The sequence below is a fragment of the Bacteroides sp. D1 genome (assembly GCF_000157095.2).
GTDB classification, from domain to species: domain Bacteria; phylum Bacteroidota; class Bacteroidia; order Bacteroidales; family Bacteroidaceae; genus Bacteroides; species Bacteroides xylanisolvens.
This window is the reverse complement of record NZ_JH114339.1, coordinates 64,327-84,020: the sequence shown is the minus strand read 5'-3', so window position 1 is coordinate 84,020 and position 19,694 is coordinate 64,327. Positions and strand designations below refer to the sequence as shown.

The window sequence follows — 19,694 nt, the reverse complement described above, 5'->3', positions numbered from 1 at the left end:
TGAAGTGAATTAAAATCCGATGTTAAGTCCGAAGGTGATATTCACAGGGATCGGATAAGAGAAGTTCGGGTTTTCGGGGTCTTCTCCCGTAAAGTCTTTACTCTTGATCGTCAGCAGGTTTTGTGCGCTGCAATAGAAGCGTAAACGTTCCATTCTCAACTTCTTGGAGATTACTGCCGGAACTGTATAGCCTAATTGGATATTACGCAGTTTCAGGAAAGAACCGTTTTCAACAAAGTAAGTGGAGACACGCTGTTCATTGTTGGTATCGCTGCGGGTCAATGCCGGAATCGTAGAGTTCGGATTAGTAGGCGACCAGGCATTGAGCAGGCGGGTTCCTTTGTTCAGGAAGCCGACGTTGGATGCACTCCAGAAGTCACTTTTCTTCTTCACGTCACTGATAATATCTACTCCCTGAACGCCTTGCCAGAACATAGTCAGGTCGAAGTTCTTATATTCCAGATAGATATTCAATCCGTAGCTGAAAGCAGGAGTCGGATCGTAAATCCATTCCTGGTCTTTTTCATCAATCACACCGTTATGGTCGATGTCGCGGTAGCGGATACGGCCTACGGCTGCACCTTCCTGCGTAGCGTGATTGTCCACTTCTTCTTGTGATTTGAAGATACCGTCGGCAATGTAGCCCACTTGTGAGTTGTATGTATGACCGACTACACTTTTTACTCCATTACCACCAAACTTTCCATTGGCAGCCACTGTCTCCGGCAGTTCAAGAATTTCATTCCGGTAAGTGGAGATGTTTCCGTTCAGGTCGTAAGTCAGTCCGAAGGCAGTCTTGTTGCGGTAGCCCAAGTTGAATTCAAAACCCTGGTTTTTCATTGCGCCCGAATTAATCCAACGATTGCCACCTTCTCCCAAGACTCCCACTCCTGCCATTTCAGTCAGGATATCGGTGGTTTTCTTGTAATAGTATTCCAATGAACCATACAGAGATTGTTTGAATAGGCTGAAGTCGATACCGGCGTTCGTCTGTGTGGTTGTCTCCCATTTGATATTGTCATTACCAATCTGGTTACGTTTGAATCCGGAAGGCAGAGTACCACCTCCGTTAGAACCTGTAATATCGTATGCTGTACCGTAGCTTTGACCTCCAAATGAATCTGTTGTTCCATAATTAGGAGCGTAGATAGTGTAACGGGCAAGGTTGGAGATTTCCTGATTACCGGTCTGTCCCCATGAAGCACGCAGTTTCAGATCGTCCAACCAAGTCAGTTCCTTCATAAAACTCTCCTGTGTGATGCGCCATCCCAAAGAAACGGAAGGGAAAGTGGCATAACGATGGTTTTTACCGAAGCGGGAAGAACCGTCACGACGGAGCGTCAATGAAAGCAGATATTTATCAGCATAAGAATAGTTCATTTTACCGAAGAAAGAGACAAGCGAGTAACCTTCGCCGGCACCGTAAGCCTGTGCTGTGCCGCTACCTGCATCGGGCCACATATAGTCGGGAGTAAGGATAGAGAAATCTTCTTTGTAGCCGGAGAAATGGCTGTCGTCTTCCCGGTTCAGCTCCATACCTGCCATAACGTCTCCACGATGTTTGCCTATTTCCAACTGGTAAGTGGCAATGGCATTCCACATCCATTTGGTCCAGTGTTCCTGTTTGGCTTCCACTGCACTCTTGCCGTTATTGGTCTGTGTTCCTTCCTGATAAGGATAGGTGAAGTAACGGGCTTGCTTGTTTGCGTAGTCCAGACCAAAAGTAGAACGAACATTGAATCCTTTGAAGAGGCTTAGATTCACATAAGCATCACCGAACATACGCCAGTAAGTGTATCGGTTGTCTTTGTTGTATTCGAGTACGGCGCGAGGATTACGACGGTCCGGCCATCCGCCTACCGGTCCTCCCCATGAACCATCCGAAGCATAAACGGGGATAGCGGAAGGAATGTCCAAAGCAGTTTCAATAATTCCGCCGGGAGCTTGTACTTCCGAAGTCCGGTTTAAGGTGAAATGCTGGCCGATAGTCAAGATATCATCAATTAATTTATAATCGCTGTTCATACGGGCGGAGAAACGGTCGAAGTCCGTATCTTTAATTACACCCAGGTTTTTGTAATATCCCAGAGAAAAGAAGGAAGAACCTTTCTCCGAACCGTTGCTGACAGAGAGATTGTATTGCTGGATAACACCTGTACGGGTAATTTCATCAAACCAGTCGGTATCTGCCACAGGCATTGTATTCTTCGAGTCCAGGTATTTGGAAAGACTCATACTGTGTAGTACCGGATTTCCGTTGGCATCGTAACCCCAATTGTAGTTATATCCCAAGGCATTGCCGTTCGGGTTCTCACCATCGTTTACATAGGCTTGCCACATGGCACGTCCGTACTGTTCCGTATTCAACACGTCCATCTTACTTTGATACATGGAAGCTGAAACCGAAGCATCAAAATTGATTTTAATCTGGCCTTTCTTTCCTTGTTTGGTAGTAATGACGATAACGCCATTTGCAGCACGCGAACCGTAGATGGATGCTGAAGCAGCATCTTTCAGTACTTGAATGGATTCAATGTCGTTTCCGTTCAATTCGTGCATACCGGCTTTGGTAGGAACTCCATCGATAATATAAAGAGGATCGTTGTTGTTCAGCGTACCGATACCGCGAATACGTACGGTAGCCGATCCGCTCGGATTTCCATCCGCTGTAATGTTCATACCGGGCACGCGGCCTTGAAGTGCTTTCACCGGGTTGTTCTCCCCTTGCTTCTGGATTTCGTCTACTTTCACTACGGAAACAGCACCGGTCAGGTCGGCTTTACGTTGAGTGGTATAACCTGTTACAACCACTTCATCTACCATTTGAGTGTCTTCTTCCAATAATACATTAACGATAGCAGCCGATTTTACGGTCACCGGTTTATAACCAATATACGTAATCTTTAAAGTAGAGTTAGCCGGAACCGAAAGGGTGAAATTACCATCTAAATCAGTAATTGTTCCATTAGCAGTAGCTGTAGCTTCAACAACAGAGGCGCCGATGACCGGCTGTCCGTCCGTTTTAGAAGTAACGTTTCCTTTCACCGTAATGCTTTGCCCCCAAAGGACTGACATGAAAGTAAACAGGAAACAAACGCTGCAAAGAAGTTTTTTGTTCTTCATAATACGATGCATTAGTTTGATGTTATTAAATTAAAAGTACGAATTTTATCTATATCGATAATGCAAATTACGGTTGATTTATATCAAACGACTGAAAAAAATGTTTCAAAGGCTATAACATTTGTTGCATAGAACGCTATTTTATAGGGTTTTATACATGTTTTCTTCTTGCTATGAGAAAAATGAGGTTCATATTCTCTTATGTAGATTGAAAGTGGTATCTTTGTGTAGTGATATGAGCCCCCAAATTGAGAAGACTCTTCATTAAGATAACAACCAATTAAAGATTCTAAAAACAGAATTCATGACTAAACAACAAGCATTAAAGTTCTTTGAGGAAAAAAAGTACGTACGGTATGGGATGATGAACAAGAGAAGTGGTATTTTTCGATAGTAGATGTGGTTAGCATTTTAACTGAAAGTACCGATGGACGTAAATATTGGAATAAGCTGAAACAGAGACTTAAAGAAGAAGGAAATGAAACGGTGACAAATTGTCACCAGTTGAAAATGCAGGCAGTTGATGGCAAGATGAACTTAAAGATTAACTCTAAAATAATCCAATAAATAAACGATATGAAAACAATCTCCAACAAACAACTCACGATTCAAGTATCTCCCCACGGAGCTGAACTCTGCAGCATCGTCGCCAATGGAAAAGAATATCTGTGGCAAGCCGATCCTGCTTTTTGGAAGCGACACTCTCCTGTCCTATTCCCGATTGTAGGGAGCGTATGGGAAAATGAGTATCGGAATGAAGGGATTCCTTATACGCTTACTCAACATGGTTTTGCCCGTGACATGGAATTTACTCTTGTTTCTGAAAAAGAGGATGAAGTACGTTACCGCCTTGTCAGCAATGAAGAAACTTTGCATAAATACCCTTTTCCATTCTGTCTGGAAATAGGCTATCGCATTCAAGGGAAGCAAATTGAAGTTATGTGGGAAGTAAAGAATAGCGGTAAAAAGGATATATATTTTCAGATTGGGGCACATCCAGCTTTCTATTGGCCGGAGTTCGATGCAAACAGTTTAGAAAGAGGATTCTTCGGATTTGACAAGGAAAACGGTTTGAAATATATTCTCATTTCAGAAAAGGGATGCGCTGATCCTTCTACAGAATATTCTTTAGAGTTGACAGACGGATTATTACCACTGGACACGCATACTTTTGATAAAGATGCTTTGATACTGGAAAATGAACAGGTCCGTAAAGTTACCTTATATAATAAAGAGAAACAGGCTTATCTTAGTCTACATTTTAATGCTCCGGTAGTCGGTCTTTGGTCTCCACCTGCAAAGAATGCTCCTTTCGTCTGCATCGAACCTTGGTACGGACGTTGCGACCGCGCACATTATACTGGTGAATATAAAGATAAAGACTGGATACAGCACTTACAACCGGAAGAGATATTCCAAGGAGGATATACAATTGAAATTGATGAATAATTGATGAATAAAAAGTAGCTGCCGGATTTCACATCTGACAGCTACCAAACACCTAATTCTAATCTACAAAACCTAACTTATAAATCTAACCTATGAATCCTTAAAAAGCAATCAATACTTGTTGCTTTCACTGAATCTATGCAAACATCTATTGTGTAACTTCTACTTCTATTATAAACCCAACCGATACGCATTGAATGAATCTACTTGAAATGAACCTCCTTTGCTATAAAAACACATACGGTTGTATGGTTCCGATGGAAAGATAAGATTAGTCATTGCTACCTTTCCTCCATTCAGGAATATTTCTACAGAACATTTATCAACAAAGACATCCAACGTATATTTATTCTCTTTCTTTATCGGTGCCCAGGTAGCTAATGCGAAATCATCTATATAATTGATGGAAGTCGTCTTTCTACGGTCGTGAACCTCTATTTCATGAGGTACACTCTTCTTTCCGAAATCCACGATACCACTTTTCGTCCGGTCCATAACCAATCTCTTTTCCGGAAGATTGAAGTAGATATCCACCTTTTCCCCTTTATCATTAAAGAGGCTGAATCCCATAATCTCCGCTTCCCCGGCGGTAATTTCCAATGCCAGTTCATAAGCACCATCATTATCAGCCAATAAAGAATCAATATGATAATCATTGGCAACCGTAAATGCCGGAATCTCTTTCTTTTCTTTTCGCAGAGTCTTTATCTCCGGTACCGGAGCTGCTGAAAGATAAATTTCATTGTCTTGTGTATAAAGACTTAACTCACGCGGCAAAGCGTTAGCACTACGGAATTGCTTTGTCGGAACAATATTACAATATTGCCAGTTACTCATCCAAGGAACAGCAATCGTCCGTTCTCCAGCATTTGAGAAACAAACGGTAGCATAATGATCCTTCCCCCAATCCAGCCATTTGGTGACATTCGGCTGACTGTCACAACTGAATTTCTTTCCATCAAAGTCTCCTGTAAAGTATTGAGTGGCACTTCCTCCGAAATAACATCCCGGATTGACGTTCACTATCAATGCCCATTTCTTACGGTTCAGATCTCCATCCACTGGAAGTTCCACCATGTCCGGACATTCAAATTGACAAGGCTGTACCCCGTATCCTTCTCCGAAGCTGCTCATATAGTTCCAGTCCTTCAGATTCTTAGAGTCATAGAAACGCATTTCTTTATCGGCGGAGACAATCATCACCCATTTATCTTCCGGTTCATACCGGAACACTTTCGGATCACGAAAATCTTTCAAACCATCAGCAGGACTCAAGATAGGGTTCTTCTCATATTTAGTAAATGTCCGTCCGTTATCCTTGCTAAAAGCAAGACATTGGATCTGCCCGTTTTTGTCACTGGCAGAAGTATAAAAAGCCAGGATACTCCCTGCTCCGTAACCCGCTATATTCTCCTGATCGACAATAGAGCTGCCCGAAAAGATATGTCCCAATGTGTCACGGGCGATAGCTGGTTCCAGATGTTCCCAATGTACAAGGTCCTTACTGACAGAATGTCCCCAATGCATATTTCCCCATTTAGAACCGTAAGGGTTATATTGAAAATACAAATGATATTCTCCATCTTTATACACCAATCCGTTGGCATCATTCATCCAGCCATAGAGAGGAGTATGATGGTAAACAGGGCGGAACTTTTCCGAATTGGCTGTATCAAAAGTATCAGATAGTTTGATTTCTTTCCAGCAAAGTGCATCCTTTGATTTATTACGAACACGCACGGTGGCAGCCTTCGCTCCGGCAGGCAAGGCAAATGGAACGAAATAGTCCACTTGAGTCTGTGCCAAACGAATATCCATATCGGTATCCGCAGCCTCTCCGGTATCAAGCAGAACCTGACTTTCCGCAGCTTCCTCTTCTATAGGAAGCAATATATAATTAGTCGGATTGGTAATGTGGATGACAGTCAGGCTATCGCTTTTCTGTTCCAAGGTCAACTTGCTTTTAGTTGTGTGGCAATAAGTCAGTCCATAAGAGACTGCTAACGCAAGTATTGCACCTTTACATAGTTTCATCCAAGGGTTTGTTTTCATGGCAACAAAGTATTCCTAGTTTATACAAGCTTTTAATCTAAAAGACGAAGGCAAAGATAGGGGGTATCTTCGCCTTCGTCTATAAACTTTGTTTCAAAGGGTATCAAATTTGATACAAATCCTAAGAATTTTCTTTTATCATCCAAGAATAAAGACCTGTAACCTCTTTGTTTTCCTGAATTTATTTTTCTACTTTTGAAGCCAATCTTTATTCTTCTACTTATGCCAGCAAATAGAAATGCCTTAATCCGTTATAAAACAATTGATAACTGTCTGCGTAATCCTTATCGACGCTGGACGTTGGAAGATTTGGTAGATGCTTGCTCGGATGCTCTTTATGAATACGAAGGCATCGATAAAGGCATAAGCAAACGTACGGTACAGATGGATATACAGATAATGCGCAGCGAGAAACTGGGTTATAACGCTCCGATTGTGGTGTACGAAAATAAATACTATAAATACGAAGATCCGGAATACAGCATTACACAAACTCCGCTGAACGAACAAGACCTGAAAACGATGTCGGAAGCCGTGGAAGTGTTGAGGCAGTTTAAAGGTTTCTCCTATTTTACGGAAATGAGCGATATTATCAACCGCTTGGAAGATCACGTTGCTTCTGCCCGGATGAAAACCACTCCTGTCATTGACTTTGAAAAGAATGAATCGTTGAAAGGACTGGATTATCTGGATACGATCTATCACGCGATTGTAAACGAGCATCCGATACAGCTCAAATATCGTTCATTCAAGGCACGTTCGGCCAACAGCTTTATTTTTTATCCTTATCTATTAAAAGAGTATCGTAACCGATGGTTCGTTTATGGTGTCAGAGGAAACGGACGGATCTTGCAAAATTTAGCTTTGGACAGAATACAATCATTGGAAGTTCTGCCACAAGAACATTACATAAAAAATACGTTCTTCGATCCGAACACGTTCTTCAATGATCTGGTAGGAGTCACTAAAAATTCCGGAAGCGTAGCGGAGAAAGTAGGTTTCAAGGTAGCCGCTGCCGAAGCACCTTACATCATAACCAAGCCTATACACCGCAGCCAGCAAGTGGTGGAAAGATTGGCTGACGGAAGTGTCATACTGGAAATTAAAGTCGTCATCAACCATGAGTTAGAACGAGTATTCTTCGGATATGCCGAGGGAATACAAGTTCTTTATCCGAAGACTCTGGTAGAATTGATGGGTAGGAAACTAAAAAAGGCTGCTGAACAATATACCCATTCAAAATGAAAAGGGAACACGCCCAATTATCCTATCTGACATTCAAGAAAAACAAAAAAGCATGGAGAGCCTGTCTATTATTCAACTATGAAGACTTTATTCTTCAAGTAAGGCTCTCGCACATTCGTACCCTTCCTGATAAAACTCTGTCAACTTTTGCACATCTTTCTCGATGCGGTCTACGGCTACAGGTTTTAACGGGCGAATAACGATAATCTGTCCTTCATCCTCCATGCGCTCTACCATTTCCAACTGCTCATTATAAACAGCACACCGCCGACTTAACGCTTCGCGCAACTTCGGATATTTCCGATATACAAACGAAGGGATACGAATGTCTTTCGAATCTTTCCGATACCCCCGGTTACGGGTGAGTACCACAACATTTCTCGTGCAGCCATCCGTAATGGCTCTTTGCAAAGGAATGGAATCTACAATTCCTCCGTCGAGCATGGGAATCCCGTCTACATAAGTAATAGGACATACAAAAGGGAGACTGCTGGATGCACGGACAATATCAATCACCCTGCGACTGTCTTTTTTCTCTTCGAAATAGTTGGCTTCTCCCGTGATACAATTCGTAGTCACCATCACAAAACGTTCCGGTGAAGCAAAATATGTTTCATAATCGTAAGGAAGAATATGTTCGGGGAACTCATTGAATAATAGATCAAAGTCCAGTATATTACGCTTTTTGAGCAAATGTTTCAGACCGATATAATCATACTTCTCCAACAAGTCAATGTTGCTGTACTTGGCACGTCCCCGTTGCCGTGATGCATACGACAACCCGTTGCACGCACCCGCAGACACTCCTATCGCATAGGGAAACCGGATATCGTGATCCATAAAATAATCAAGCACACCGCAGGTGAATACTCCACGCATTCCCCCGCCTTCCAACACTAATCCCGTAGATTCATCAATTTTCAAGTCCTTCATTTTTATCTCCCGTATTCTTATTCCGGCGAATTACCAGCAAAGATGACAATTCACGCATCACAGCCTCATCCTCGGACAATTTCGTATAAGAAAGATGGCTCATTATCAATAACCCGTCTTTCTCTTCAGTCACTAAATCTTCTACTCCCGCAAACCACACTATCATCGTTTGTTCCGGATAACGCACCTGCAAATCGTCAATGCGTCCACGGAACTCTTCATCATCCGTATCAAAAAGGAAAAGACGCACCGAATGTCCGTTCTGCAACATCTTATCCAAATAGGAAAAAAGAAACAGATCAATCATTCCGCCGAGTACGAAACTGACCGTCGTGCCTTCCCGATACTGACGATTGACAAATACGGCCACCGGACACTTCACCTGCTCCATAATCTCATCAATCTTATCCCGGAAGAGCGTTAACCATAAAATTGCTCCCGGAGTTCCCGGCATATCCGAACGATAATGACTCCCGGCTCCCAAAAGCAGCATATCAGGATGTTCTTTACGGACAAAATGGATGATTTCCTGTACAAGTTTGTCTGTCACCCGATAATGGTTATCTACCTGGATATTCAATTTCGCCGCCTGTTGATTAAGCAAAGCAAAACTCTCGCTGGCATAATGTTCGGCATTCAACGGATTCAGATCCGTACCCACCGTATAGTGTGCTGCAATCAAATGATTTTTCTTCAACTGCTTCCCAAATAACAAATCATAAATGGAAAGCAACACACGCCCGGATTCCGGACGCCCGAAACAAAATATCAATTTGTGCTTCAAAGATAATTTTTCTTCCCGACGTACGAAAATATGTTCCACCAAATGAAGCAAAGGAGTAGTCATAAAGGTCGTAACTAGCGCCATAATGACCAAAATTACGAATATAGAGGGAGGAAGAACTCCCATTTCATAACCGATATTCAAAGCGACAAGCTCCATCAATCCCCGTGTATTCATCAATGTCCCTATCGTCAAACTATCCTTCCACGACTCACCCACCAAACGAGCGGCAATGGCACATCCACCCAGTTTGCCGACAACAGCAACCGTCACCAACAGTAAACATACCATCCACAACTCCGGACTGTTTATCAAACCGATTTCCGTGCGCAATCCGGTGAAGGCAAAGAACAGAGGTAAAAAGAATACTAATGAAATATCCTCCACCTTTTCCATCATCACCTTCCGGAAACCCAGATTGGACGGCATCACTACCCCTGCCATAAAGGCTCCGAACAGTGCATGAATACCAATAATCTCGGTCAGACAAGAAGAAATAATAAGAATGAGCAGAATAAATGCCACGAATGTTTTATTGATTGCTTCCCGGTTGGCATATACTTCTCCCACTTTCTTCAGAAACGGTCGAACAACCAAAAACATGACCGCAATATAGACAACTGCCAGCCCCACTGAATAAAGTGCGCTGGCAAAACTTCCTGCTTTGGAGATAGCAATCACCACTGCCAACAGACACCAGGCGGTCACATCATCATTGGCAGCGGAAGCAATGGCCAGCGTCCCTAAAGGAGTCTTCGTCATATTCCGCTCCTGAATGATGCGCGCCAATACCGGAAAAGCGGTGATACTCATAGAAATGCCTATAAACAAGGCAAATGGAAGAAACGGAGTTTGGGCAGCTGCATATTCTTCGTACACCCAGTAAGAAGACAAGATACCCAGGAAGAAGGGTACTAAGATTCCGGCATGGCTAATCACCAGAGTTTCATTGATTTTATTTTTCAGTACACTGAAATCCAGCTCCATACCGATGACAAACATAAAAAGGATCAGTCCCACCTGACTCAACAGTTCAAGATTGGTAAGCGAGTGTGCCGGAAAAAGGAAATGAAAAGCATCCGGAAAGAAAAAGCCGAGTACGGAAGGGCCTAACACAATACCGGCAACAATCTCTCCAATCACTCCCGGTTGCCCGATCAGACTGAACAAATAGCCAAAAAGACGCACCATCAGCAGTACGGCTATAATCTGAATCAACAAGGTAGTGAGCGGATGATGAAGATTATCCTGTATAAACTGGAGAAACATAGTGAATGGATTCCCCTGTACTATGTTCTGCGCATTTACCACATAGTGCGAAAACCGGTCACCCTCTTCAATAGCAACATAAATCAACCCTCCAAACAGGAGTAACATCAGTACATAAATGACATAATTCTTCCGGGCCCTGTTCCGCATAAACTTTATTTTTACGATTTGTGCATATTTATGGTAAAAACAAACGAAAAAGGCAGATAGTTTGGCGAAAATAACAAATTCTCAAATAAAATCTTGTTTTTTTGCTTCAATCTATGTAACTTTAGGCTAGCTTAATTGTTTAAGGAGGAAAAAATCAAAAAAGTCCTGCCCGCAGGCAAGCACCATGAGAATACAGTTTGAGATTAAAGAAAATTTGCCGGAAATTATCGAAGAAATCTTACACTCTGATAAGTGGCAAACTTCCGTGAAGGAAGAACTGAGCGGTCGGACGACCGTTGTAATCCGTGACCAAGCGTATGGTTCAGAAGCTACCATTGAAATTTATGCTACATCTATTGAAATCAAAACCGCATGGTCAAAGTACTCCTATCGTATATTTGTAACCAACGATATTGTATGGTGCGAATATAACGGTGCCTATCGTGGTCTGTTGGAACAAGTGCTCCTACCTACTATTACTCCTAAAGAAAACCTGCTCAATTCTGACGTGACTGAAAGTTCGCTCTACGGAAATGAGCATAAGAAATTGAGAGAGTATGCAGAAGATAACCTGAAACTGAAACAATTCCGCCGGGAAAACTTCAATGAACAGAAGAATGGAACCGCTCCATTCGATCATCCCAAGCGTGTGTATGATGAGTTTATCAAAGAAGATTATGTAGTAGCACCCAAAGAAGAAGAGAACAAATAATCTGTACTTAATGCTTTACCTTGTGCCATCGTATTGGCACTCCAGTGCCACCATATTGACACAGTCGTGCCAGTAAGGTGGCATGATTGTGCCAATAAAAAAGGTTGAACAATTATCAAACGCTCTCTCTCATAAATTTTATAGCCGTACCCACTACCTCCAACCCGGGTCACTTCCAAACGGTATCTATTTACCGGATGCACATACACATACATGATTCCCACTAAAAGCAGTAAGACAAAGCAACTAACACCTATTACTTTTTTATTTCTCTTCATATTCGTATGGTTTCAACTCCCAGGTATCATCGTAATAATAAGTGGAAGATCCTCCTGTAGCTATAATTCCCCGTTTTCCGGTAGAAAAACATACAGCTTTCGAGCGTGTGCTTCCTTCGAAATCGGTCAAATCCTCCCCATCCCACAGGTCTGTCAAAGGGTCGTAAATCCAGTAGTTAGAGCGGTAACTGCTTCCTGCAGTCTGTCCTGATCTCAATTTTCCTTTATCTTCCTCTGTGTCCTCTGCGTCCTCTGTGGTGAAATAATCTGTGTAAATCTGTGTAATCTGTGGTGAAACTTTCCTATATTTGTAGCCAAAACAATTTAATATTAATTTCATAGGAATGAAAAAGACAATCCTTATTGCTGCTTTAGGCTTGTTCAGCCTAAACATCATGGCACAAGATGCAAAACCTGAAGAAGGTTTTGTTTTCACGACAGTGAAAGAAAACCCGATTACTTCTATCAAGAATCAAAATCGTTCGAGCACTTGCTGGAGTTTCTCAACTCTCGGATTCATTGAATCAGAATTGCTTCGCTTAGGTAAAGGCGAGTATGACCTGTCTGAAATGTTTGTCGTACACAAAACGATGCAGGATCGCGGAGTAAACTATGTACGCTATCATGGTGACAGTTCTTTCTCCCCGGGCGGAAGTTTTTATGATGTAATGTACTGCATCAAGAATTATGGTATTGTTCCTCAAGAGGTGATGCCGGGTATCATGTACGGTGACACGTTGCCGGTGCATAACGAGCTGGATGCTGTTGCTTCCGGTTACATCAATGCTATTGCGAAAGGTAAGTTGAGCAAACTGACTCCGGTATGGAAAAACGGACTAAGCGCTATTTATGATACTTATCTGGGAGCATGTCCGGAGAAATTCACATACAAAGGCAAAGAATATACTCCGAAGACTTTTTCTGAATCACTGGGATTGAACTGTGACGACTATGTATCACTGACTTCTTATACACATCATCCATTCTATTCTCAATTCGCAATCGAGATTCAGGATAACTGGCGCAATGGTTTGTCCTACAATCTGCCTATCGAAGAGCTGATGGCTGTAATGGACAATGCTGTAAAGAAAGGTTATACTTTTGCATGGGGTAGCGACGTCAGCGAACAGGGATTCACACGTGACGGTATCGCCGTTATGCCGGATGTAAACAAAGAATCTGAACTTTCCGGTTCGGATATGGCTCGCTGGACCGGCCTGACTGCTGCTAACAAACGTCAAATGATGACAACCAAACCATACCCGGAAATCGACGTCACTCAAGAAATGCGCCAAGTTGCTTTTGACAATTGGGAAACTACGGACGACCACGGAATGGTAATCTACGGTATCGCTAAAGACCAAAACGGAAAAGAATACTTCATGGTGAAGAATTCTTGGGGTAAATCAGGCAAATACAATGGTATCTGGTATGCTTCCAAAGCATTCGTTGCTTACAAGACTATGAATATTCTTGTACACAAAGACGCACTGCCTAAAGAGATTGCTAAAAAACTGGGAATCAAATAAACGAGTACCCATCCTTTATAAATAAAAAGCCTCATTAGCTACAAATAGCTTCTGAGGCTTTTTTAAGCAGTTATTTTCCGGGATTACTCCATGTTATCGAAACAAAAGTAAGACTGCAGCTTTTTTCCTCCAAATAGAATCGACCAAAGAACGGATTTCAACGGTAAACAGTTTTGTTCTATTTTTAAGATTCTACCATTTGACAGTGGCTATGAATCAAATCAAGCAGAGAATAAAATGCATAAATTAATGCAAGATTATACACATACAGCCCCTTATTATGCATAAATACAAGGAAAAACAGACGGTCTTTATGATATAAATGCACCCTTGCTTTTAATGAAACGCAGGCTTGGTCGGTGAGAAACGCATCCTTGCTCACCGACCAAGCCAGCGTTCATCGGTGAGAAAGGATTTTTGGGCTGAAAGAAGAGCCATTTCCAAGTTATTTCACTTCAGAATCCATTGATTCTTTATATAGCAAATAGCTATATAATAGGAAAAGAATCATTCATTTACTCCGACTCTGAAAGCAAATAAGTACCAAAAAGATCTTCCATCAGCAAAACGCTGTCTTTTCGCATTTCCCTGATACATACTTAAGCGATTTTTTATCAACCTCTTGCATACCGGCTCTGATTGACAGCAGGGAGAATGTATAAAACATCCCATTTTTATGTATAGTCCAATTTTAAGCAGACGCAGATTTATTTCTCGCGATATTCCAGCGGAGTCATCTTCACCTTTTTACGAAAGTATTTATTGAAAAAAGAATGATTGTTAAAGCCTAACGAGAAAGCTATTTCTTTCACCGGCAACCGGGTGGTTTTCAATTGGGCCTTCGCATTCATAATAATAATTTCTGTAATGATTGCCAACGGACTGTATCCGCTTGCCCGACGGATGGCACTTGAGAAATGTGCCGCAGTAACCCCACACTTCTCCGCATAAAACGCCACTTCATGCTCTTTGGTATAATGAGCCATCAACAACTGTATAAACTGCCTGTACAACTCCTGTTCTCTTCTCAAAGGTTCATCGAGCTTCTTGCCATAGCGTTTATACAATTCTTTCGTTCCCTGCAAAAAAATAGCCAGTACGGAACGTATGATCTCTTTATTTTCTAATGAATGTGGGAGTGTATAAGCACGAATCAGTAAAAGATATACATTCCGGTATAAGCCGGCAACATCCTCTTGCAGAGAAATGACCGGACTGTTCAATATCATAGGCATAAAGTCCAGCAGGATTTCCACATAATTGCCCGAAAGCATAAAATCGGACGAGAAACCGGCAAAAGAAATACGGGTATCGGACGAAACTTCGTGTATCTGAATGAATGAATTAGGAAGAACAACGATGAAATCATTCTTACGAATGACAATCTCCAACAAATTAATGGTAGCTCTGACCATCCCTTCCGTACAAAGCACAAAGACACCGGCTTTTATTTTGCAGGGGAAATTACCATAGTAGTTTAAGATATCTCCGGTGATACTGTCATCTGCTATAAAATCAACCGGAAGGTCAAATTTAGGAAAGGATTCGTTCGTTGTCATCGTCAGTTCTTTTTTAATTTACCAAAAATATCCATTTCATCCGGATTCCAGACAACAAGTTCAAAAATGGTATATTATATCCTACAAATAGAACATTATTTTCTTCTTTATTAGGATTGTATTTAAGAAAATAGCAAATATAGAATATTGAATCCCAAGAATGGAGCTTGACGGCAGTCACCTATTAGCCGTACTTTGCATCGTTTTAATAAATATGTTGAAATAAAACCTAGAAGAGAATGAGAACTTTAAAAAGACTTTTTTATGTAGCTTGTACGGCTTTCCTCCTTACATCTTGCGAGGAAACCTATAATGACAAGCTATTCTGGCCGGGTGAACTCTGCCAGGAGTATGGCTCATACATCAAACCGGCTACCTTGAACCTGACCTACAGCGGGGAGAAACTCGTTGGAAAAACTGTCGACTTTAAAACAGAAGACAGTGAAAAAGGAACCTTGACACTGAATGACATTATCCCGGGAGAAAAACAAACTCCTCTTCCAATCAGTCTGTGCGAACAGGAAGACTCTTATACATTTAGCGGCAAAAACGTCACGATGGGAGGAGCAACCGTGACATACAGCGGTGCCATCACTCCAAAAACAATGAAACTGGATTTGGACGTAGTAATACCGCAAAGTAAATGGAAGAAAAGTTATGGCATATCCAATTTCACTAAAGGAAAGAAAATGACTGTCACTTACAGCGGAGGGCAATATGTATGGAAAGAAACGAATGAAATCTTAACCGGAGGATTCTATGTCCATCTGGATGACGTGGAACTGACCAAAGCGGGCAGTACACTGTTTTTAAGGATGAAACTGATTCAAAATGCACTTTGCTATTTCATACCGCAACTTCTTCAGACAATCACCCTACAACCCGACGGTAACCTTGTAGCCAATTATACGACGAGTCCCGTTTACATCGGCAGCGTACCGATCAATAACATAGATCCGGATAAAGACGTCGGTACCATCGCAACATTTGTCACCAAGTTTATGATTGGCTTACTGACGGAAAAAGATATCAATAATGCATTGACAGACCGTACGTGGACCGCTTCACCAATTAATCTAATCACCTGGACAGAGGAGAGCGGTAGACTTAAAATAAACCTGAACTTACCGGCAATTATCAGTCTGGCAACCAAGGACGGTGAAACTCCTATCGATTCAGGACTGGTTTCCGGAATTATGGAAGCTCTTGCCCAATCCAATCCTGTACAACTGAAACTGTTGCTCGGAATCGTAAACTCCATGATCGACAATCCATTGCTCGGTATCATAACCAGTATGGATACGGCGAGCTTCCAACAGGTATTCTACTTACTGACTGAAGGAATTATCTTTCATATAGAAGAGGAAGACGGACATACCCATCTTTACTTAACCAAAGAGTCGACAACTGCTTTCATTCAATTATTGCCCGGACTGCAACCGATAGTGGAAGGAATGTTGCCGGAAAGCATGGCTAACAATACTGTCTTTAAAAACCTGCTCGGACTTCTCATGGGAAATGACGAAAACGGTCTGCCGGTTTTATGGAATGCAGCCAATACTATTGACTTAGGATTGGATCTTCTGCCACAAGAATAAACATCAACTATGAATATCAAAAAAGAAAACAATGAAGAAAATATATATTCTAACTTTGCTACTATGCTTCACCAGCCTTGGGAGTAGTTTTGCCCAAACGCTGAAAGGACATATATATGATGCAAATACCAATGAGCCATTGGTGGGAGCAGCCGTTACGTATAAGTTACAGGGTAATCAGGGAGTAGTGTCCGACATTCATGGGGCTTATGAAATCAAGCTGCCCGAAGGGGGTGTCGATCTCGTATTCAGTTATGTGGGTTACGAAGATGTACTGATGCCGATCGTAATCGACAGACGTGAGGTAATCACCAAAAACGTCTACATGAAAGAAAGCACCAAGCTGTTGGAGGAAGTCGTGGTCAGCGCCGGACGCTTTGAACAGAAATTGAGTAATGTCACTGTTTCCATGGATGTAGTGAAAGCCGGTGACATTGCCCGTCAGGCGCCAACGGATATATCGTCCACCCTCCGCACTCTTCCGGGAGTGGATATTGTTGACAAACAACCTTCCATACGTGGTGGTAGCGGATGGACATACGGAGTAGGTGCACGCAGTCAGATTCTGGTGGATGGTATGAGTACACTGAATCCCAAGACAGGCGAAATCAACTGGAACACCGTACCTTTGGAGAATATCGAGCAGATTGAAGTAATCAAAGGAGCCTCTTCCGTTTTATATGGTTCATCGGCTTTGAATGGTATCATCAATATCCGCACCGCACGTCCGGGGTTAGCTCCGAAAACACGTTTCAGCGCATATCTCGGTATCTATGGCGACGCGGAGAATGACGAATACCAATGGAGTGACAAGAGTTTCTGGAAAGAAGATAAATATTCGGTCAAACCGATTCTGCGCGGAAGTCTTCTTAGTGGTGTGCGTAATCCGATTTACGAAGGATTCGATCTCTCCCACGCCCGTCGTATCGGTAATTTCGACGTCAGTGGCAGCCTCAATCTTTTCACCGATGAAGGATACCGCCAGCAAGGATATAACAAACGTTTCCGTATGGGAGGTAACCTAACCTATCACCAACCGGACATGGGAATGAAACTGTTGAACTATGGTTTTAATATCGATTTCCTGTCTAATCAATATGGTGACTTTTTTATCTGGCGTTCACCGACAGAGGTGTACAAGCCCTCTCCTTTCACCAACATGGGCAGGGAAGATAATAATTTCCATATCGACCCGTTTGTCAACTACGTGAATCCGGAAAACGGTACGTCACATAAGATCAAGGGACGTTTCTATTATAGTGCCGACAATATCGTACGTCCTACCCAGGGAGCATCCATCATGGATATTCTGGGCAATATGGGGACAGATGCCCAAACGATACAGAATATTGCAGGCGGTGATTACAGTTCACTCTACCCAGCATTGGTGGGAATCGGTTCAGGACTAATCAATGGTAATCTGGAAGACGCCATGAATGGAGTATTCACTTCATTAGGCAATATCTTCCCTAACGCAACGACTGCCGATTATTGTGATCTGATTTCCTGGGTGATGGACAGCGGGCTACCCAGTGATTTGGGAGGACTGACGAACGAACAATTGCCTGGTGACCTGATTCCCTGGATGTCCGACGTACTCAATCCTTCACGAAACACTCCTAAGACGCAGACTGATAAAAGCACTAACTATTATCTCGATTATCAGTTCAACAAGAAATGGGACAGTGGCGCACAAATCACTACCGGAGCCACTTATGAGCATGTACGGTATAATTCGGCCATCATGGACGAAGTCTACAAAAGCGATAACATAGCTGCTTTCTTCCAGTACGACCAACGTTTCTGGGACCGTCTAAGCGTATCTGCCGGTGTGCGTGCCGAATACTATCGTGTAAACAATCACCATCGTGAAGCAGAAACAAAGATATTCGGAACTAAAGTTCCATTCCGCCCCGTGTTCCGTGCCGGATTGAACTATCAGTTGGCTGATTACAGTTTTATCCGTGCCAGCTTCGGACAAGGCTACCGTAACCCGTCCATCAACGAGAAATACCTGCGCAAGGATATTGGAGGAGTCGGTGTTTACCCGAATCTGGATATCAAACCGGAAAAAGGGTTTAATGCGGAATTGGGATTCAAGCAAGGATATAAGATTGGCAATTTCCAGGGATTTGTAGATGTCGCAGGATTCTATACACAATATAAGGATATGGTCGAATTCCAGTTCGGACTATTCAATAATGCGGACTATACGATGATTAACAGCATCAGTGATGCCATCCGAATGATAACCGGTGGTCAAGGTTTCGGAATCGGAGCACAGTTTCATAACGTATCGAAAGCACAAATCTATGGAGTGGAAATATCGACAAACGGTGTTTATAACTTCAATAAGAACACAAAGTTGTTCTATAATTTAGGGTATGTATACACCGAACCCCGTGATGCGGATTATAAAGAACGCAATGATGCAGAGGATCTTTATACCGATCCTCTTCAAATGAAAGAAAAATCGAACACCGGAAAGTACTTGAAGTATCGTCCGAAACACAGCTTTAAAGCGACGGTAGATTTCCAGTGGAAACGTATCAACCTAGGTGCGAACGTTGCCTGGAAGAGTAAAATCCTCGCAGTGGATTACCTGATGATGGATGAACGTCCGAAAGCACAACTCGACTTGATGGATTACGTTCGCGGCATCGCTTTCGGTTATTCTAAAGGAGAGACTTTGGCTACTTATTGGAAAAAACATAATACGGACTACGCCACTGTGGATATGCGCCTTGGAGTAAAAGCGTCCAAAGAGGTAGCTTTTCAGTTTATGGTCAACAACTTGTTAAATAAAGAATATAGCTACCGCCCGATGGCAGTTGCCGCTCCACGCACGTTTGTTGTTAAGATGGATATTACTTTCTAAATAACTTTTAGAATTTACAACCGATTCAGAAGCGGCTGCACGATGCAGCCGCTTTCTTTTTTCCCTCATCTGTCATCATTTATCTATATATTGCGTATCTTTACCCCGCGAAAACGAGAAAAAACAGTCGATAAA

At 42.4% G+C, this 19,694-nt stretch carries 12 protein-coding genes and 2 pseudogenes; 7 read left to right on the top strand and 7 right to left on the bottom strand.

All coding sequences use genetic code 11. The features are described 5' to 3' along the window. Nucleotides 1–9: 9 nt before the first annotated feature. The gene (locus tag BSAG_RS14045) at nucleotides 10–3,123 is read right to left on the bottom strand and encodes a SusC/RagA family TonB-linked outer membrane protein (protein WP_008771304.1); all 3,114 of its coding nucleotides are present in this window, start codon (nucleotides 3,121–3,123) and stop codon (nucleotides 10–12) included. Nucleotides 3,124–3,427: 304 nt separating this feature from the next. Here BSAG_RS14045 and BSAG_RS26045 point away from each other — a divergent pair. After that, nucleotides 3,428–3,663 (top strand): annotated as a pseudogene (locus BSAG_RS26045) (hypothetical protein); the annotation flags it as partial. A 36-nt stretch (nucleotides 3,664–3,699) separates the two neighbouring features. Then, nucleotides 3,700–4,572 (top strand): aldose 1-epimerase family protein, encoded by an 873-nt coding sequence (locus BSAG_RS14050; RefSeq protein ID WP_004314258.1) that lies wholly within the window; start codon nucleotides 3,700–3,702, stop codon nucleotides 4,570–4,572. Nucleotides 4,573–4,743: 171 nt separating this feature from the next. On the opposite strand, the gene BSAG_RS14055 is transcribed toward BSAG_RS14050, so the two are convergent. Next, the gene (locus BSAG_RS14055) at nucleotides 4,744–6,624 is read right to left on the bottom strand and encodes a DUF4980 domain-containing protein (protein ID WP_008771303.1); all 1,881 of its coding nucleotides are present in this window, start codon (nucleotides 6,622–6,624) and stop codon (nucleotides 4,744–4,746) included. Between the two features lie 222 nt (nucleotides 6,625–6,846). Here BSAG_RS14055 and BSAG_RS14060 point away from each other — a divergent pair, with 222 nt between their 5' ends. Then, nucleotides 6,847–7,869, top strand: coding sequence for a helix-turn-helix transcriptional regulator (locus BSAG_RS14060; protein WP_004314256.1), 1,023 nt, complete (start codon nucleotides 6,847–6,849; stop codon nucleotides 7,867–7,869). Between the two features lie 87 nt (nucleotides 7,870–7,956). Here BSAG_RS14060 and BSAG_RS14065 read toward each other — a convergent pair whose 3' ends face one another. After that, complete coding sequence (locus BSAG_RS14065) at nucleotides 7,957–8,802, bottom strand: patatin family protein (protein ID WP_004314255.1); 846 nt, start codon at nucleotides 8,800–8,802, stop codon at nucleotides 7,957–7,959. Next, the gene (locus BSAG_RS14070) at nucleotides 8,783–11,005 is read right to left on the bottom strand and encodes a cation:proton antiporter (RefSeq protein WP_004314254.1); all 2,223 of its coding nucleotides are present in this window, start codon (nucleotides 11,003–11,005) and stop codon (nucleotides 8,783–8,785) included. Before BSAG_RS14070 ends, BSAG_RS14065 begins: the two co-directional genes overlap by 20 nt. 184 nt (nucleotides 11,006–11,189) lie before the next feature. Between BSAG_RS14070 and BSAG_RS14075 the strand changes: the two genes are divergently transcribed. Next, complete coding sequence (locus BSAG_RS14075; RefSeq protein WP_004314253.1) at nucleotides 11,190–11,717, top strand: hypothetical protein; 528 nt, start codon at nucleotides 11,190–11,192, stop codon at nucleotides 11,715–11,717. Here BSAG_RS14075 and BSAG_RS24165 read toward each other — a convergent pair. Both BSAG_RS24165 and BSAG_RS25600 read right to left on the bottom strand, forming a co-directional pair. Next, nucleotides 11,681–11,995 (bottom strand): hypothetical protein, encoded by a 315-nt coding sequence (locus BSAG_RS24165; RefSeq protein ID WP_008025926.1) that lies wholly within the window; start codon nucleotides 11,993–11,995, stop codon nucleotides 11,681–11,683. The two genes, BSAG_RS14075 and BSAG_RS24165, sit on opposite strands and share 37 nt — an antisense overlap. Further along, a pseudogene (locus BSAG_RS25600) lies at nucleotides 11,982–12,206 on the bottom strand (hypothetical protein); the annotation flags it as partial. The gene BSAG_RS24165 and the pseudogene BSAG_RS25600, both read right to left, overlap by 14 nt. A 133-nt stretch (nucleotides 12,207–12,339) precedes the next feature. Between BSAG_RS25600 and BSAG_RS14085 the strand changes: the two are divergent. Further along, nucleotides 12,340–13,524, top strand: a complete 1,185-nt coding sequence (locus BSAG_RS14085) for an aminopeptidase C (RefSeq protein ID WP_004314251.1) — start codon at nucleotides 12,340–12,342, stop codon at nucleotides 13,522–13,524. A 707-nt stretch (nucleotides 13,525–14,231) separates the two neighbouring features. On the opposite strand, the gene BSAG_RS14090 is transcribed toward BSAG_RS14085, so the two are convergent. After that, nucleotides 14,232–15,083 carry a helix-turn-helix domain-containing protein gene (locus tag BSAG_RS14090; protein ID WP_004314250.1) on the bottom strand — a complete coding sequence of 284 codons (852 nt, stop codon included), beginning with the start codon at nucleotides 15,081–15,083 and terminating at the stop codon, nucleotides 14,232–14,234. 239 nt (nucleotides 15,084–15,322) lie between these two features. Between BSAG_RS14090 and BSAG_RS14095 the strand changes: the two genes are divergently transcribed. Then, nucleotides 15,323–16,681 (top strand): DUF4925 domain-containing protein, encoded by a 1,359-nt coding sequence (locus BSAG_RS14095; RefSeq protein WP_004314249.1) that lies wholly within the window; start codon nucleotides 15,323–15,325, stop codon nucleotides 16,679–16,681. Between the two features lie 31 nt (nucleotides 16,682–16,712). Further along, complete coding sequence (locus BSAG_RS14100) at nucleotides 16,713–19,559, top strand: TonB-dependent receptor (protein ID WP_004314248.1); 2,847 nt, start codon at nucleotides 16,713–16,715, stop codon at nucleotides 19,557–19,559. The last annotated feature ends 135 nt before the right edge of the window (nucleotides 19,560–19,694 follow it).

Bases quoted from the DNA above. Each gene is read 5' to 3' on its own strand.
- BSAG_RS14045 (WP_008771304.1), bottom strand. From the start codon at position 3,123: ATGAAGAACAAAAAACTTCTTTGCAGCGTTTGTTTCCTGTTTACTTTC.
- BSAG_RS14050 (WP_004314258.1), top strand. From the start codon at position 3,700: ATGAAAACAATCTCCAACAAACAACTCACGATTCAAGTATCTCCCCAC.
- BSAG_RS14055 (WP_008771303.1), bottom strand. From the start codon at position 6,624: ATGAAAACAAACCCTTGGATGAAACTATGTAAAGGTGCAATACTTGCG.
- BSAG_RS14060 (WP_004314256.1), top strand. From the start codon at position 6,847: ATGCCAGCAAATAGAAATGCCTTAATCCGTTATAAAACAATTGATAAC.
- BSAG_RS14065 (WP_004314255.1), bottom strand. From the start codon at position 8,802: ATGAAGGACTTGAAAATTGATGAATCTACGGGATTAGTGTTGGAAGGC.
- BSAG_RS14070 (WP_004314254.1), bottom strand. From the start codon at position 11,005: ATGCGGAACAGGGCCCGGAAGAATTATGTCATTTATGTACTGATGTTA.
- BSAG_RS14075 (WP_004314253.1), top strand. From the start codon at position 11,190: ATGAGAATACAGTTTGAGATTAAAGAAAATTTGCCGGAAATTATCGAA.
- BSAG_RS24165 (WP_008025926.1), bottom strand. From the start codon at position 11,995: ATGAAGAGAAATAAAAAAGTAATAGGTGTTAGTTGCTTTGTCTTACTG.
- BSAG_RS14085 (WP_004314251.1), top strand. From the start codon at position 12,340: ATGAAAAAGACAATCCTTATTGCTGCTTTAGGCTTGTTCAGCCTAAAC.
- BSAG_RS14090 (WP_004314250.1), bottom strand. From the start codon at position 15,083: ATGACAACGAACGAATCCTTTCCTAAATTTGACCTTCCGGTTGATTTT.
- BSAG_RS14095 (WP_004314249.1), top strand. From the start codon at position 15,323: ATGAGAACTTTAAAAAGACTTTTTTATGTAGCTTGTACGGCTTTCCTC.
- BSAG_RS14100 (WP_004314248.1), top strand. From the start codon at position 16,713: ATGAAGAAAATATATATTCTAACTTTGCTACTATGCTTCACCAGCCTT.